Source organism: Aeromonas tecta (assembly GCF_000820185.1).
GTDB lineage: Bacteria > Pseudomonadota > Gammaproteobacteria > Enterobacterales > Aeromonadaceae > Aeromonas > Aeromonas tecta.
In genome coordinates, this window is record NZ_CDCA01000037.1 from 112,063 (window position 1) to 125,347 (window position 13,285).

13 protein-coding genes are annotated in these 13,285 nt (G+C 59.1%); 4 read left to right on the plus strand and 9 right to left on the minus strand.

What is annotated here, in order from left to right:
* Window positions 1-16: 16 nt before the first annotated feature.
* The 7 genes from nlpI to queA all read right to left on the minus strand — a co-directional run bounded on the left by nlpI (window position 17) and on the right by queA (window position 7,018).
* Window positions 17-961 (minus strand): lipoprotein NlpI, encoded by a 945-nt coding sequence (gene nlpI, locus BN1137_RS17780; RefSeq protein ID WP_332309865.1) that lies wholly within the window; start codon window positions 959-961, stop codon window positions 17-19.
* Between the two features lie 89 nt (window positions 962-1,050).
* On the minus strand, window positions 1,051-1,419 hold the full coding sequence (locus BN1137_RS17785; protein ID WP_050719960.1) for a rhodanese-like domain-containing protein: 369 nt from the start codon (window positions 1,417-1,419) through the stop codon (window positions 1,051-1,053).
* Window positions 1,420-1,516: 97 nt separating this feature from the next.
* Window positions 1,517-2,464 (minus strand): protein translocase subunit SecF, encoded by a 948-nt coding sequence (gene secF / locus BN1137_RS17790; protein ID WP_050719867.1) that lies wholly within the window; start codon window positions 2,462-2,464, stop codon window positions 1,517-1,519.
* A 9-nt stretch (window positions 2,465-2,473) separates the two neighbouring features.
* On the minus strand, window positions 2,474-4,327 hold the full coding sequence (secD, locus tag BN1137_RS17795) for a protein translocase subunit SecD (RefSeq protein WP_050719868.1): 1,854 nt from the start codon (window positions 4,325-4,327) through the stop codon (window positions 2,474-2,476).
* A gap of 18 nt (window positions 4,328-4,345) precedes the next feature.
* Window positions 4,346-4,681, minus strand: a complete 336-nt coding sequence (yajC, locus tag BN1137_RS17800; RefSeq protein ID WP_050719869.1) for a preprotein translocase subunit YajC — start codon at window positions 4,679-4,681, stop codon at window positions 4,346-4,348.
* 51 nt (window positions 4,682-4,732) lie between these two features.
* Entirely contained in the window at window positions 4,733-5,869 is a 1,137-nt protein-coding gene (gene tgt, locus BN1137_RS17805; protein WP_050719870.1) for a tRNA guanosine(34) transglycosylase Tgt, read from the minus strand.
* Between the two features lie 75 nt (window positions 5,870-5,944).
* Window positions 5,945-7,018, minus strand: coding sequence for a tRNA preQ1(34) S-adenosylmethionine ribosyltransferase-isomerase QueA (gene queA, locus BN1137_RS17810; protein WP_050719871.1), 1,074 nt, complete (start codon window positions 7,016-7,018; stop codon window positions 5,945-5,947).
* A gap of 212 nt (window positions 7,019-7,230) precedes the next feature.
* On the opposite strand from queA, the gene BN1137_RS17815 reads away from it, so the two are divergent.
* The 3 genes from BN1137_RS17815 (at window position 7,231) to ahpF (ending at window position 10,623) form a co-directional block, all read left to right on the plus strand.
* Window positions 7,231-7,677 carry a CBS domain-containing protein gene (locus BN1137_RS17815; RefSeq protein WP_050719872.1) on the plus strand — a complete coding sequence of 149 codons (447 nt, stop codon included), beginning with the start codon at window positions 7,231-7,233 and terminating at the stop codon, window positions 7,675-7,677.
* 634 nt (window positions 7,678-8,311) lie between these two features.
* The gene (gene ahpC / locus BN1137_RS17820; RefSeq protein WP_050719873.1) at window positions 8,312-8,878 is read left to right on the plus strand and encodes an alkyl hydroperoxide reductase subunit C; all 567 of its coding nucleotides are present in this window, start codon (window positions 8,312-8,314) and stop codon (window positions 8,876-8,878) included.
* A gap of 158 nt (window positions 8,879-9,036) precedes the next feature.
* Window positions 9,037-10,623 carry an alkyl hydroperoxide reductase subunit F gene (ahpF, locus tag BN1137_RS17825; RefSeq protein WP_050719874.1) on the plus strand — a complete coding sequence of 529 codons (1,587 nt, stop codon included), beginning with the start codon at window positions 9,037-9,039 and terminating at the stop codon, window positions 10,621-10,623.
* 72 nt (window positions 10,624-10,695) lie between these two features.
* Here the strand turns inward: ahpF and BN1137_RS17830 are convergent, their stop codons facing one another.
* Window positions 10,696-11,991, minus strand: a complete 1,296-nt coding sequence (locus BN1137_RS17830; protein ID WP_050719875.1) for an MFS transporter — start codon at window positions 11,989-11,991, stop codon at window positions 10,696-10,698.
* Window positions 11,992-12,110: 119 nt separating this feature from the next.
* On the opposite strand from BN1137_RS17830, the gene BN1137_RS17835 reads away from it, so the two are divergent.
* Window positions 12,111-12,356, plus strand: coding sequence for a hypothetical protein (locus BN1137_RS17835; protein WP_050719876.1), 246 nt, complete (start codon window positions 12,111-12,113; stop codon window positions 12,354-12,356).
* Between the two features lie 171 nt (window positions 12,357-12,527).
* On the opposite strand, the gene BN1137_RS17840 is transcribed toward BN1137_RS17835, so the two are convergent.
* Complete coding sequence (locus BN1137_RS17840) at window positions 12,528-13,277, minus strand: class I SAM-dependent methyltransferase (protein WP_050719877.1); 750 nt, start codon at window positions 13,275-13,277, stop codon at window positions 12,528-12,530.
* Window positions 13,278-13,285 lie beyond the last annotated feature (8 nt).

Sequence of the window (13,285 nt, forward strand, 5' to 3'; positions counted from 1 at the left end):
CACTGAAAGCACGGCCTCAGGAGGCTTGCTTGTTGCTCTTGCCCTGGGCACTGGCACCCGGCGGCAGCGGCTTGCGCGCCATCAGCTCCAGCTCGAGCAGGGCGTAGCGATGCTCGATGAAGTCATAGACGTTGTTGGCGAGCGCCAGCTTGAAGTAGCTGATGGCTTCCTTGCGGTTGCCCCTGGCCAGTTCAAACTTGCCGAGGTAGAAGTAGGTTTCACACAGGCGCTCTGCCAGCTCCCGGTTATCCTTCACCCCTTTCACCACGTTGCCCATCAGCTGGGTGGCATTGATCTCGCCGGTATAGAGGCGCACCAGATCCCAGTTCCAAGCATCGTCATCATACTTGTTGAGCCGCTCGCGCATCCGGCTCATGGCCGCCGGGGCGTTGAGCTTCTGCTCGGCCAGATAGAGCCAGAGCACCCGATAAGGATCTTCCGGCTGCGCCTCGTAGAAACGCTTCATGTCGGCGGCAGCCAGCTCGGGGCGATTACCGTAATAGAGCGCTATGCCACGGTTGAGGTAGGCATAGTCATAATCCGGTGCCAGCTCGAGGGCCGAATCGAATGCCTCATAGGCCTCGTCATAGTTCTGTTGCTGAACCAGATAGACACCGATGAAGTTGTAGGCCTCGGCAAAATCGGGTTTCTCGCGCAGGGCGCGGTTGAAATCCAATCTGGCCAGGGAACGCAACCCGACCCGGTCAAACACCACGGCACGCTCATAAAACAGTTCGGCCCGCTGCTCTGTGGTCAATTCCATTTCACTGAGCATCTGCCCGAGTCGCGCCAGCGCCAACTCGCTCTGGTAAGAGACCTGCAAAGGGGTCGCCAATACCAGTGAAGCGGGTTGCGGCTTGGGAACCTGAGGAGCTTCAACCTGACTGCTACTGCTGCATCCCCACATGGGGAGCAACAACAGGATACCCGTGAGGTATCCAATCCCTTTCCTGACGTTCAATGAACACTCCGACGCTTACGCTTGACCCGCATATGGTAAAGGTCAGCCGCCACTTTGTCATGTGGCGCAACCTCTATCCTTCAAATAAATCAGGATTCGACAGGGTATCCGGCATCACTCCAACCACGAAAGCCCCCATCGACACTGACCACTCGGGTATAACCCATCTTCTGCAAGTTGTCAGTGGCGAGGATGGAGCGAAATCCCCCACCACAATAGAGGTAGAGCTCGGTGGCAGGATCCGGATAGCGGGTCTCGATGTCGCGTTCGATCACGCCACGGCCCAGGTATTCGGCTCCCGGCAGATGGCCCTTGGCCCACTCGCTCTCTTCACGCACATCGATCAGATGGAAGGGTCGGCCCTCATCCTGCCATCGCTTGATCTGGTGCACGTCTGTCTCTGTCACCTGGGCGCGAATGGCCTCTACCAAGGCCAGAAAACGGGGATTGTGTTGCATGGTTTGCTCCTTGCTCTCGCGCATGTTGCCAATGATGGGGAGCATAATGACTCACCCGGGCCATAAGAGAAAGGGCGCCTTGTGGCGCCCTTGTCGGTTACGGCAGGATCTCTTGCTGATCCGCGCCCTCTTTTTCCACCTGGGTCGGCAGCATGTGCTCCCGCTTGACCCCAAAGAACATGGCGGATGCACTCGCCACATAGATGGAGGAGTAGGTCCCGAAGGCCACCCCGATCACCATGGCGATGGCAAAACCGTGGATCAGCGGACCGCCCTTGAGCAGCAGCGCTACCACCACCACGAAGGTCAAGCCCGAGGTGATGATGGTCCGGCTCAGGGTCTCGGTCATGGAGAGATCCATGATCTCGGCGGTATCGCCCTTGCGCACCTTGCGGAAGTTCTCCCGCAGGCGGTCGAACACGACGATGGTGTCGTTCAACGAGTAACCCACCAGGGTCATCAGCGCCGCCAGCACGGTCAAATCGAACTCGTACTGGAAGTAGGCGAAGATGCCGAGGGTGATGATCACATCGTGCGCCAGGGAGAGGATCCCCCCCATGGCCAGACGCCATTCGAAGCGCACCGCCACGTAGGCCAGAATACAGAGGATGGAGGCCAACATGGCCAGCGCCCCGTCTGTCGCCAGTTCGTCACCCACTGAAGGACCGACGAACTCGACCCGCTTGAGCACGGCGCTCTCATCGATCAGCTTGGCAGCCGCCAACACTTCGTTGCCTTGCTGTTCGACCTTGACCCCTTCTTTCGGGGACATGCGCACCAACACGTCGCGGCTGGAGCCGAAGAATTGCAGGGTGGCCCCTTCAATCTTCTGCTGATCCAGTGCATCGTGCATCTTGTCCAGGCTCACCGATTGCTGGAACCCCACCTCGATGGTGGTACCACCGGTGAAGTCCAGTCCCCAGTTCAGGCCCCGATCGAACAGGCAGAACAGGGCGAGCATCGTCAGCAGGGCAGAGAACACCATTCCCGACTTGGCGAAGCGCATGAAGGGGATGGGCTTTTCAAAATGTAGAATCTGAAACATGTCTCTTCCTTAGATCGGCAGCTTGTCGATGCGCCGTCCACCCCAGGCCAGGTTGATAATGGCGCGGGATACCGTGATGGCCGTAAACATGGAGGCGGTCAGACCGATCCCCAGCGTCAGGGCGAAGCCCTTGATGGCGCCGGTACCGATACCGAACAGGATCACGCAGGTGATGAGCGAGGTGACGTTGGAGTCGGCGATGGTCGAGAAGGCGCGATCAAAGCCCATGTGAATGGCTTGCTGCACCCCGCGGCCGTTGCGGATCTCTTCACGAATACGCTCGTAGATCAGCACGTTCGCATCCACAGCCATACCAAGCGTCAGCACGATACCGGCGATGCCTGGCAGGGTCATGGTGGCCCCCGGGATCATCGACATGATACCGATGATCAGCACCAGGTTCATGGTCAGTGCCAGGTTGGCGACCCAACCGAAGGCGCGATAGTAGATCCCCATGAACAGTACGATCACCAGCATGGCCCAGCCGATGGCTTCCATACCGCTGTCGATGTTCTGTTGACCCAGGCTCGGGCCTATGGTGCGCTCTTCCACGATCTGGATGGGCGCAATCAGGGCACCGGCACGCAGCAGCAGCGCCAGGTTGTGGGCTTCGTTGGCGTTGTCGATACCGGTGATGCGGAACTGGCTACCAAGGCGCGACTGGATAGTGGCGACGTTGATCACCTCTTCCTGCTTGCGGAACTTGCGCTTGCCATCCGGACCAGGCTGACCCACCGGCTTGTACTCGATGAACACGGTCGCCATGCCCTTACCAACGTTGTCCTTGGTAAAGTTGGCCATCTTGTTGCCACCCTGGCCATCGAGCTTGATGTTGACCTGGGGACGGCTGTATTCATCGAAACCGGACTGGGCACCCACGATGTGGTCACCGGTCAGGATGATGCGCTTTTGCAGCACCACGGGACGGCCATTGCGATCGTTGTACACCTTGGAGCTCGGTGGCACCCGACCATCAGCAGCAGCCTGCACATCGGCCGCTTCATCGACCATGTGGAATTCCAGGGTCGCGGTCGCGCCCAGAATTTCCTTGGCACGGGCGGTGTCCTGGATACCGGGCAGCTCAACCACGATGCGCTCGGCACCCTGTTGTTGCACCAGCGGCTCGGCCACACCCAGCTCGTTCACCCGGTTACGGATGATGGTGATGTTCTGCTCGAGGGCATACTTCTTCACTTCCTTGATCTTGGCTTCACTCAAGCCAGCCAGCAGGATGAAGTCATCCCCCTTCTGCTCGGTGGTGAAGGTGAGATCCGGGTTCTGACGGCGCAGGAAAGAAGCCGCCTTGGACTGATCGGCTTCCTCACGGAACACGACCTGTACCTGATCACCGACCCGGCGCACGCCGGAGTAACGGATCTTCTGGGTACGCAGCTCGGAGCGGAAATCCTGCACCATCTGCTCTTGCTGCTTGGTCAGCGCCTCGGCCATGTCCACTTCCATCAGGAAGTGCACACCACCGCGCAGGTCCAGACCCAGCTTGAGCGGTGCCGCGCCAATGGCTTCGAGCCAGGCGGGCGTGGACGGAGCCAGGTTCAGGGCCGTAATAAAGTTGTCGCCCAGCTTGGCGGCAACGATATCGCGCGCCTTGAGCTGATCTTCGGTGTTGCTAAAACGGACCAGGATGAAGCCGTGTTCGAACGCCGCATGCTTGACCGGGATCTGAGCCGCCTCGAGCGTCTCCTTCACCAGATCGAGCGTCTCTAGCTTGACTTCGGCACCGCGGCTGGCAGAGACCTGCAAGGCCGGGTCTTCACCGTAAAGATTGGGGGCTGCATATAGAAAACCGATGGCGATCACGAAGACCACCATCAGGTATTTCCACAGCGGATAGCGATTTAACACGCTGTGCTCCTCGGGAGATTAAAGGGACTGGATAGAACCCTTGGGCAGAACGGCAGAGACGAAATCACGCTTGATGGTGACTTGAGTCTGATCATTCAGGGCCAGCACGATGTATTCGCTATCGGTGGAGACTTTGGCAATCTTGCCAACCAGGCCACCGGAGGTGAGCACTTCATCACCCTTGGCCAGGGAGCTCATCAGGTCACGGTGAGTCTTGGCACGTTTGGCCTGGGGACGGTAGATCATGAAGTAGAAGATAAGGCCAAACACGGCCAGCATGATGATCATTTCCATGCCACCACCCTGTGCACCGGGAACCGCGCCTTCTGCATATGCCTTGGAGATAATGCTCATTTAACAACCTCTTGTTTGATGTAGATTTGATAACTAGCTGATATATCGTTGTTATTTCACGTCGTTTTCAGCTAATGGAGGCACAGGCTTCCCTTGCCGACGGTAGAACTCAGTTACAAAGTCGTCTAATTTACCCTGCTCGATCGCGTCCCGCAAACCCTGCATCACACGCTGGTAATAACGCAGGTTGTGGATGGTGTTCAGACGGGCACCGAGGATCTCGTTGCACTTGTCCAGATGGTACAAATAGCTGCGGGTGTAGTTCTTGCAGGTGTAGCAATCGCAGTCCGCATCCAGGGTGCTGGTGTCTTCGCGATACTTGGCGTTGCGGATCTTGACCACCCCATCGGTGGTGAACAGATGGCCGTTACGGGCGTTACGGGTCGGCATCACGCAGTCGAACATGTCGACACCGCGGCGCACCCCTTCCACCAGATCTTCCGGCTTGCCCACCCCCATCAGGTAGCGTGGCTTGTCGGCCGGAATTTTCGGGCAGACATGCTCGAGGATACGGTGCATGTCTTCCTTGGGTTCACCCACTGCCAGACCGCCGACCGCATAACCGTCGAAGCCAATTTCCAGCAGGCCGTTCAGCGACACATCCCGCAACTCTTCGTATACCGAGCCCTGGATGATGCCGAACAGGGCATTCTTGTTGCCAAGGGCATCGAACTTGTCGCGGGAGCGCTTGCCCCAACGCAGGGACATCTCCATGGACTTGCGTGCTTCTTCGTACGTGGCCGGATAGGGGGTGCACTCGTCGAAGATCATCACGATGTCGGAGCCCAGATCGTACTGGATCTCCATGGATTTCTCGGGGTCGAGGAAGATCTTCTCACCGTTGATGGGGTGGCGGAAATGCACGCCAGCCTCGGTGATCTTGCGGATGTGACCAAGGCTGAACACCTGGAAACCGCCGGAGTCGGTCAGGATCGGGCCCTGCCAGTTCATGAAATCGTGCAGATCGCCGTGGGCGCGCATCACCGCCTGCCCCGGCCGCAGCCAGAGGTGGAAGGTGTTGCCGAGCAGGATCTCGGCACCGGTCTCGCGCACTTCTTCCGGGGTCATGCCCTTGACGGTGCCGTAGGTGCCAACCGGCATGAAGGCCGGGGTCTGCACCACGCCACGTTCAAACACCAGCTGACCGCGACGGGCGCGGCCATCGGTGGTTTTCAGTTCAAATTTCATCACTACCTCGATTCAGTCAGAGAAACAGTCTGACAGCAGGGAGCCCGACGGGCCCGATATGGGGATGAGCGCGACTCAGCCCCGGCGACGGGTGACGAACATGGCGTCCCCGTAGCTGAAGAAACGGTACTGCTCGGCCACCGCCGCCTGATAGGCCGCCATGACGTTATCGTACCCGGCGAAGGCACTGACCAGCATGATCAGCGTCGATTCCGGCAGGTGGAAATTGGTGACCATGGCATCGACAATCTGGAACTCGTAGCCCGGGAAGATGAAGATGTCGGTGTCGCTGAAAAACGGCGCCAACGGCTTGCCCTGGGCCAGGGTCACCTTGGCGGCGCTCTCAAGCGATCGTACCGAGGTGGTGCCCACCGCGATGACGCGGCCACCACGGGCGCGGGTCGCAGCGATGGCGTCCACCACCTCCTGCGGCACCTCGGCATACTCCGAGTGCATGTGGTGATCTTCAATCTTGTCCACCCGCACCGGCTGGAAGGTCCCCGCCCCTACATGCAGGGTGACGAAGGCCATTTCAACCCCTTTGGCCCGAATTTTTGCCAGCAAGGGTTCATCGAAATGCAGACCGGCGGTCGGCGCGGCAACCGCGCCCGGTTTCTGGTTGTAGACGGTCTGGTAGCGCTCCTTGTCGGCATCCTCATCAGGCCTGTCGATGTAGGGCGGCAGCGGCATGTGGCCGATGGCTTCTAGAATTTCCAGCACGGGACGGGGGTCGAGGAAGTGGATCTCGAACAGGGCGTCATGGCGGGCTCGCATCTCGGCCTCTACCTTATCGCCATCAGCGCCACCATCCTGCTCTCTACTCAACAGCAGGCGGGTACCCGGCTTGGGCGCCTTGGAGGCTCGCACGTGGGCCAGCACACTGTGCTCGTCCAGGATGCGCTCCACCAGCACCTCCAGCTTGCCGCCGCTGGCCTTCTGGCCAAACATGCGGGCCGGAATGACCCGGGTGTTGTTGAACACCAGCAGATCGCCAGGATTAAGCTGATCCAGCACATCCACAAATTGACCATGGCGCAGGGCGCCGCTTTGACCATCGAGCTGCAACAGACGGCTGGCAGAACGCTGCGTCATGGGATAGCGGGCAATCAGCTCGTCTGGCAGATCAAAATGAAAATCGGATACTTGCATCTTTCACCTCGGGGGGAATCGGCGGCTAGTCTAGTTATCCCCTTCCTGCAAGGCAACCCAAAAGACCAAAAACCCAAGGCAGACAAGGGATAGCGAGCAATATTGAGACTCTCATCTAATGAATGACTCTTTAATGGTCTGTATTGACCCTGATCATGTTTCGGTACCAACGGCTGGGCTAGGGTGGAAACAGAGACACAAGGAGGCCCACCATGATGACCCTGTCCGAAATCATGACCGAACATCCCTTCACTTTGGGTCCGCAGAACAGCGTCAAACAAGCGATGGATCTGATGCAACAAGAGCGGATCCGCCACATCCCCATCGTCGACGAGCACCAGCAACTGTTGGGGCTGGTTACCCTCTCCGACATCCTGGCGACCCGCGAGTCCAAGCTGCTGCTCATCAATCCCGAGCGGGAGGCCGAGTTCACCGACAGCGTCCAGCTCGACGAGATCATGACCCGCCAGGTGGCGAGCGTGGATCCCCATGCGGGCATCAAGGAGGCCGCCCTCTATCTGCAGCGCCACAAATATGGCTGCCTGCCGGTCATCCGGGGCCGCAAACTGGTGGGCATCGTCACAGAGTCGGATTTCATCGCGGTGGCCATCAACCTGCTGGAGTTGATGGAGGAGCAGGAGCCGATCTCGGATTTCTGATCGCCAAAAACTGTAATTAAATTACAATAAAAGCGTTTTCAGCCTGAAAAATAGACCTTGAAGCTGAAAGCCTTTCATTTTGAATGAAAAATTACACCAAGAGGTTGCTTTGTGATCTGCATCACACTATGATGCCCGTCATGCAATGTTTGCCGAAGGGGAGATGAGGGATTGTGCACCCGATGTCTTCTCTTCATTGTCTGCAAGTTTGCACACCCCGTAGTAAGTCTTTGCTGTAAAGCATTTGTTATATCGCCATTCCTTGTTTGATGACCCGGCCCTGTCTTCACGATAGCGCCGGGATTTTTTTGTCCGTCTTCCGCCCTCCCCTACGATCCTTCATATTTCCCTGCTTTCATCTCGTGGATAAAACAAGATCCCATCCGGGCCTTGAAAATGTGACCAGGAGGACAGAAATTGAACTTCGACAATGAGTTATCTGTGAAGTCCTGAGATATTCATGTTGGGTACAGTTGTGATGGGTTATCTAATAAATAGATTTAAGTGATTCAAAATTGTGGCTTTGACCGATTATCGAAAAGCCCTATGATGACCCCATCGAAAGTTAAACGCCTCGCCTGGCCAGATTCTTCGCAACCAGACAGGCATATGTACATCACCAAGGAGCTAATACATGTCTACCTATATCAACACTGAAATCAAGCCGTTCAATGCTACCGCTTACCACAATGGCAAATTCGTTCAGGTGTCTGACGCTGACCTGAAAGGCAAGTGGTCCGTGGTGTTCTTCTACCCGGCTGACTTCACCTTCGTTTGCCCGACCGAGCTGGGCGACCTGGCAGACAACTACGCTGCATTCAAGAAGCTGGGCGTCGAGATCTACGCCGTCTCTACCGACACCCACTTCACTCACAAGGCCTGGCACGACACTTCCGACACCATCAAGAAGATCCAGTATCCGATGATTGGTGACCCGACTGGCGCCATCACCCGCAACTTCGGCGTGATGATCGAAGAAGCTGGCCTGGCTGACCGTGGTACCTTCGTGATCGACCCGCAAGGCATCATCCAGATCGTTGAAATCAACGCTGGTGGCATCGGCCGTGACGCCCTGGAGCTGCTGCGCAAAGTCAAAGCTGCCCAGTACGTTGCCGCTCACCCGGGTGAAGTCTGCCCGGCCAAGTGGAAAGAAGGCGATGCCACTCTGGCCCCGTCCCTGGATCTGGTAGGCAAAATCTAAGCCTCCCTCCTCCAAGACCGGCCCATTCAAGGGCCGGTCTGCTTTCCGGCCCACGTCAAGGGTGCCGGTCTGCTTCTTGGCTCCATGTTCTCTGTTTATCCGTGTTTTCTATACCCTGTCATGGCGCCGACCCGCACTCAGCAAGAAGGAATTCGAAGATGTTAGATACCAACCTCAAACAACAACTCAACGGTTACTTGCAGTACATCGTCAATCCCATCGAGATCAGCGTGTCCGGCAATGACAGTGACAAATCCGCAGAGCTCTTGGCCCTGGCCACAGAAATCAGCGAGATGTCCCCCAAAATTTCACAGACCTCTGGCCATAACGCTCGCAAGCCTTCCATGAGTATCGCGCCCCAGGGCCAAGCCCCGCGCGTGCACTTTGCCGGCATCCCCATGGGTCATGAATTCACCTCCCTGGTGCTCGCCCTGCTGCAAAGCGGCGGTCACCCCTCCAAGGCCGATCCGGCCGTGCTGGAGCAGGTCAAGAACCTGAAGGGCGAGTTCCACTTCGAGACTTATATCTCTCTGTCCTGCCACAACTGCCCGGACGTGGTACAGGCCCTGAACCTGATGGCGACTCTGAACCCCGGCATCACCCACACCATGATCGACGGTGCCCTGTTCCAAGACGAAGTCGCTGATCGCCAGATCATGGCGGTGCCGAACGTCTACCTGAACGGTCAGCCGTTCAGCCAGGGCCGTATCTCCCTGGAAGAAGTGGTCGCCAAGCTCGATACCGGCGCCGCCGCACGCAAGGCTGAAGAGCTGAGCGAGAAAGCCCCCTACGACGTACTGGTAGTCGGTGGTGGCCCGGCTGGCGCAGCCGCAGCTATCTATGCTGCCCGTAAAGGGATCCGCACCGCCATCGTCGCCGAGCGCTTCGGTGGTCAGGTGATGGACACCGTCGGCATCGAGAACTTCATCTCCGTGCCCTACACCGAGGGCCCCAAGCTGGCTGCCAGCCTGGAGCAGCACGTCAAGCAGTACGGCGTGGAAGTGATCACCGAGCAGCGCGCCGCCGCCATCAGCAAAGATGGTTACGTGAATGTGGAACTCGCCTCTGGGGCGACCCTCAAGAGCCGCGCCGTGATCCTGGCCACCGGTGCCCGCTGGCGCGACCTGAACGTGCCGGGTGAGGTGGAATACCGCACCAAGGGCGTGGCCTACTGCCCGCACTGCGATGGCCCCTTCTTCAAGGGCAAGCGGGTGGCGGTGATCGGTGGCGGTAACTCCGGCATCGAAGCAGCCATCGACTTGGCGGGCATCGTCGAGCACGTTACCGTCGTCGAGTTCGCCGACACCCTACGCGCCGACGAGGTGCTGCAGAAGAAGGCCCGCTCCATGGGCAACATCGACATCATCATGAGTGCCCGTACCACCGAAGTCATCGGTGATGGCAGCAAGGTGGTGGGCATGGATTATGAAGATCGCACCACCGGTGAAATCAAGCACCTGGCGGTGGCCGGCATCTTCGTACAGATCGGCTTGGTGCCGAACACCGAGTTCCTCAAGGGGAGCGAAGTGGCCCTGACCCGCTTCGGCGAGATCGAGATCGACACCAAGGGCGCCACCTCCCTGCCCGGCGTCTACGCCGCAGGGGATGCCACCACTGTGCCGTTCAAGCAGATCATCATCTCCATGGGGGCCGGTGCCACCGCAGCCCTGGGGGCCTTTGATTACCTCATCCGCAATGCCGCGCCAGAAGCACCTGTCGTCAAGGCCGATGCCGTGACCGCCTGATAGGCTCATCGCCCAACAAAAAGCCGACTCCCTGGAGTCGGCTTTTTTTATGTCTTGCTTATATGCTCACGGCTAGCCGCGGGTCGGCTCCTCTGCTTCAACCACCTCGTCCGGTGTGGCGAAACTCGCTGGCACCGCCTCCCCCGCCAGATCCGTTCTTGGCTCCAGTTCGGCGGTCATGGGAGTGTTGGGGGGAACCGGAATAAACACCTGATGCTCGGCCAGTGGAATGGGGGCCTGCTGGCGCTTGCGCCATCCCAGATAGGCCGCCAACAAGGCGCCGCACAGGGCGAAGTAGACAAATAACCCTTGCGGCCCAAACTGCAGCATGACGAAGGGGGCCAGCAGCGGCCCTATCATGGCGCCCAGGCTGTAGGCGAGCAGCAGCCCCTGATTGGCGCCGAGCACCTGATCCGGTCTGAGCTCATCGCAGGCGTGACTGAGACTCAAGGGATAGATGGAGAACGCCATCCCGCCGAGCAAAAACACCAACCCTCCGGCAACGGGCTCGCGCCAGCCCTCGGGCAACCCCACCATCAGCAGGGCAAGCACCGTCAGCACGGCGCTGAGCAACAGGATCACCAACCGCCTGTCATAGCGATCCGACATCCGGCCGATGGGGTATTGCAAACACATGCCCCCCAGGATCACCAGCGCCATCATGTCCGCCACCCGGGCCAGGGAGGCGCCACTGTCGGTGAAATAGAGCGGCAACAGGCCGTAGATGGCCCCGAGGATGAGGCCAGAGGTGAAGCTGCTGCCCATGCCCGCCGGGGTGAGCCGAATCAGCTCCAGTACCCCGACCGGCTGCGGTGCCACCATGGCGGGTGTCGACACTCGGGAGAGCGCGAGCGGCACCACCGACAGGGTGGCGGCCATGGCGCACAGGGCAAAGGGCGTCAGCACCATGGGATCCACCCATTTGAGCAGTAACTGGCCCATGGCAAGGGAGCCGTAGAGCAGGATCATATAGAGCGACATCAGCCGCCCCCGGTTGGCCGGGGTGCTGGAGACCAGCATCCAGGATTCCAGCACCACGAACAGGCCACCGGTGGCAAAGCCCCCCACCAGTCGCAGCGCCGCCCAGCTGATGGGATCCACCACCATGCCGTGCAGCAAAAACAGGAAACAGAGCAGGGAGGCGTAGGCCGCATAGGCCCGGATATGCCCCACCCGGATGATGAGACGAGCATTGACGAAGGCCCCCAACATCAGCCCGCCGAAATAGGCGGCCGACACCAGTCCGATGGCCTGCACCGACACCTGCTCGGCCGACAGGCGCACCGTCAGCAGGGTATTGAACATGCCGTGGCCCAGAATGAATATCACCAGACTGGTCAAGGGTGACAACAACCTTGTGAGTGTCATGAAACCTCCCCTTCTTGGCTAAACAGTCATGGTAGCGTCTGCTTCCCGGCCACTTCAACCCAAGTACCCCACTATCGACCGGCTATCCTTAGCAAGGATCTTGCAAGGAGGTAACCGAGATGAAACTCGTTCTGTTGTTGATCGGCCTGCTCTTCGCCGGTGCGGCCCTCGCCTTTCACTGCCCGATGGATATGAAGAAAATCGATGATGCCCTGGCCGCAGGCCCCGCCATCAGCGCCGAGCGGCTGGCCGAGGTGAAGCAGCTCAGGGCCGAAGGTGAGACCCTGCACAAGGAGGGCAAGCATCAAGAATCCGTCGATACGCTGGCCAAGGCCATGACCCTGCTTGGCATTGACAAGGGGTGATGCCAGCAAGCCCGCCTGGCGACGAGATGCTTCGCAGCAGGCCGCTGTGACACAAGGCCACAGCGGGCAATAGACAACAAGGCCCTCGCTTGACGAGGGCCTTGTCATGAGGATCAGCGAGCATTGAGTGGCGGCTCTGCGCCAGCACCGCCTGCTGCCAAACTGGCCACTTTAGACCCGACCGCTGTAGACCAGGGTGCGGTAGTTGAAGGCTATCTGACCATTCACCTCCCAACGAGCAAACTCCCGGCGGATCAGCGCCGTCAGCTGCTCATAGGCCTCGCTGCCGATGATGGGCGCATAAGAGGAGGAGTTGAGCCGCCCCAGCACCCCATCGAGATCAAACAGCTGCACATTTTCAAACTGATCGCATCGGTAATCCCCCTCGAAGAAGGCACTAAAGTCGGCCTCGCCGAGATTGCGGTGATTGACTTCCTGATAGTCGCCGGAGTAGGCGCGCAGCCCCGCCTCATAAGCCTTGAGAAACTCGGTGTCGGTCAACCTGTCGTTCCAGATGAGGGCGACCCGGCCGCCGGGTGTGAGCAGGCGCCGGCACTCCTGTTTGAAGGCGGCGCGATCAAACCAGTGAAAGGCCTGGGCGACGGTGATGAGATCCACGCTGGCATCGGAAAGGCCGGTCGCCTCCGCACTACAACTGCACCACGCCAGATTGTCCACCCCCGCCAGCAGTCGCTGGGCGGCGGCGCGCATATCATCATTGGGCTCCACCGCCCATAACCGCCCAACCCGAGGCGCCAGCAGCGCCGTCAGAATACCGGTGCCCGCCCCTATATCGGCCACCCTTGCCTCGCTTCCCATGGCGAGCTGCTCGGCCAAAAAATCCAACATGGCCGCCGGATAACCGGGCCGGTATTTCACATAAGCCTCAACCCGGGCCGAGAATCGCTGAGTACTGTCCATGCTGACTC

Excerpts from the sequence above, each read along its gene's own strand:
- BN1137_RS17785 (WP_050719960.1), bottom strand. The coding sequence starts at position 1,419 with ATGCAACACAATCCCCGTTTTCTGGCCTTGGTAGAGGCCATTCGCGCC.
- secF (WP_050719867.1), bottom strand. The coding sequence starts at position 2,464 with ATGTTTCAGATTCTACATTTTGAAAAGCCCATCCCCTTCATGCGCTTC.
- yajC (WP_050719869.1), bottom strand. The coding sequence starts at position 4,681 with ATGAGCATTATCTCCAAGGCATATGCAGAAGGCGCGGTTCCCGGTGCA.
- tgt (WP_050719870.1), bottom strand. The coding sequence starts at position 5,869 with ATGAAATTTGAACTGAAAACCACCGATGGCCGCGCCCGTCGCGGTCAG.
- queA (WP_050719871.1), bottom strand. The coding sequence starts at position 7,018 with ATGCAAGTATCCGATTTTCATTTTGATCTGCCAGACGAGCTGATTGCC.
- BN1137_RS17815 (WP_050719872.1), top strand. The coding sequence starts at position 7,231 with ATGATGACCCTGTCCGAAATCATGACCGAACATCCCTTCACTTTGGGT.
- ahpC (WP_050719873.1), top strand. The coding sequence starts at position 8,312 with ATGTCTACCTATATCAACACTGAAATCAAGCCGTTCAATGCTACCGCT.
- ahpF (WP_050719874.1), top strand. The coding sequence starts at position 9,037 with ATGTTAGATACCAACCTCAAACAACAACTCAACGGTTACTTGCAGTAC.
- BN1137_RS17830 (WP_050719875.1), bottom strand. The coding sequence starts at position 11,991 with ATGACACTCACAAGGTTGTTGTCACCCTTGACCAGTCTGGTGATATTC.
- BN1137_RS17835 (WP_050719876.1), top strand. The coding sequence starts at position 12,111 with ATGAAACTCGTTCTGTTGTTGATCGGCCTGCTCTTCGCCGGTGCGGCC.
- BN1137_RS17840 (WP_050719877.1), bottom strand. The coding sequence starts at position 13,277 with ATGGACAGTACTCAGCGATTCTCGGCCCGGGTTGAGGCTTATGTGAAA.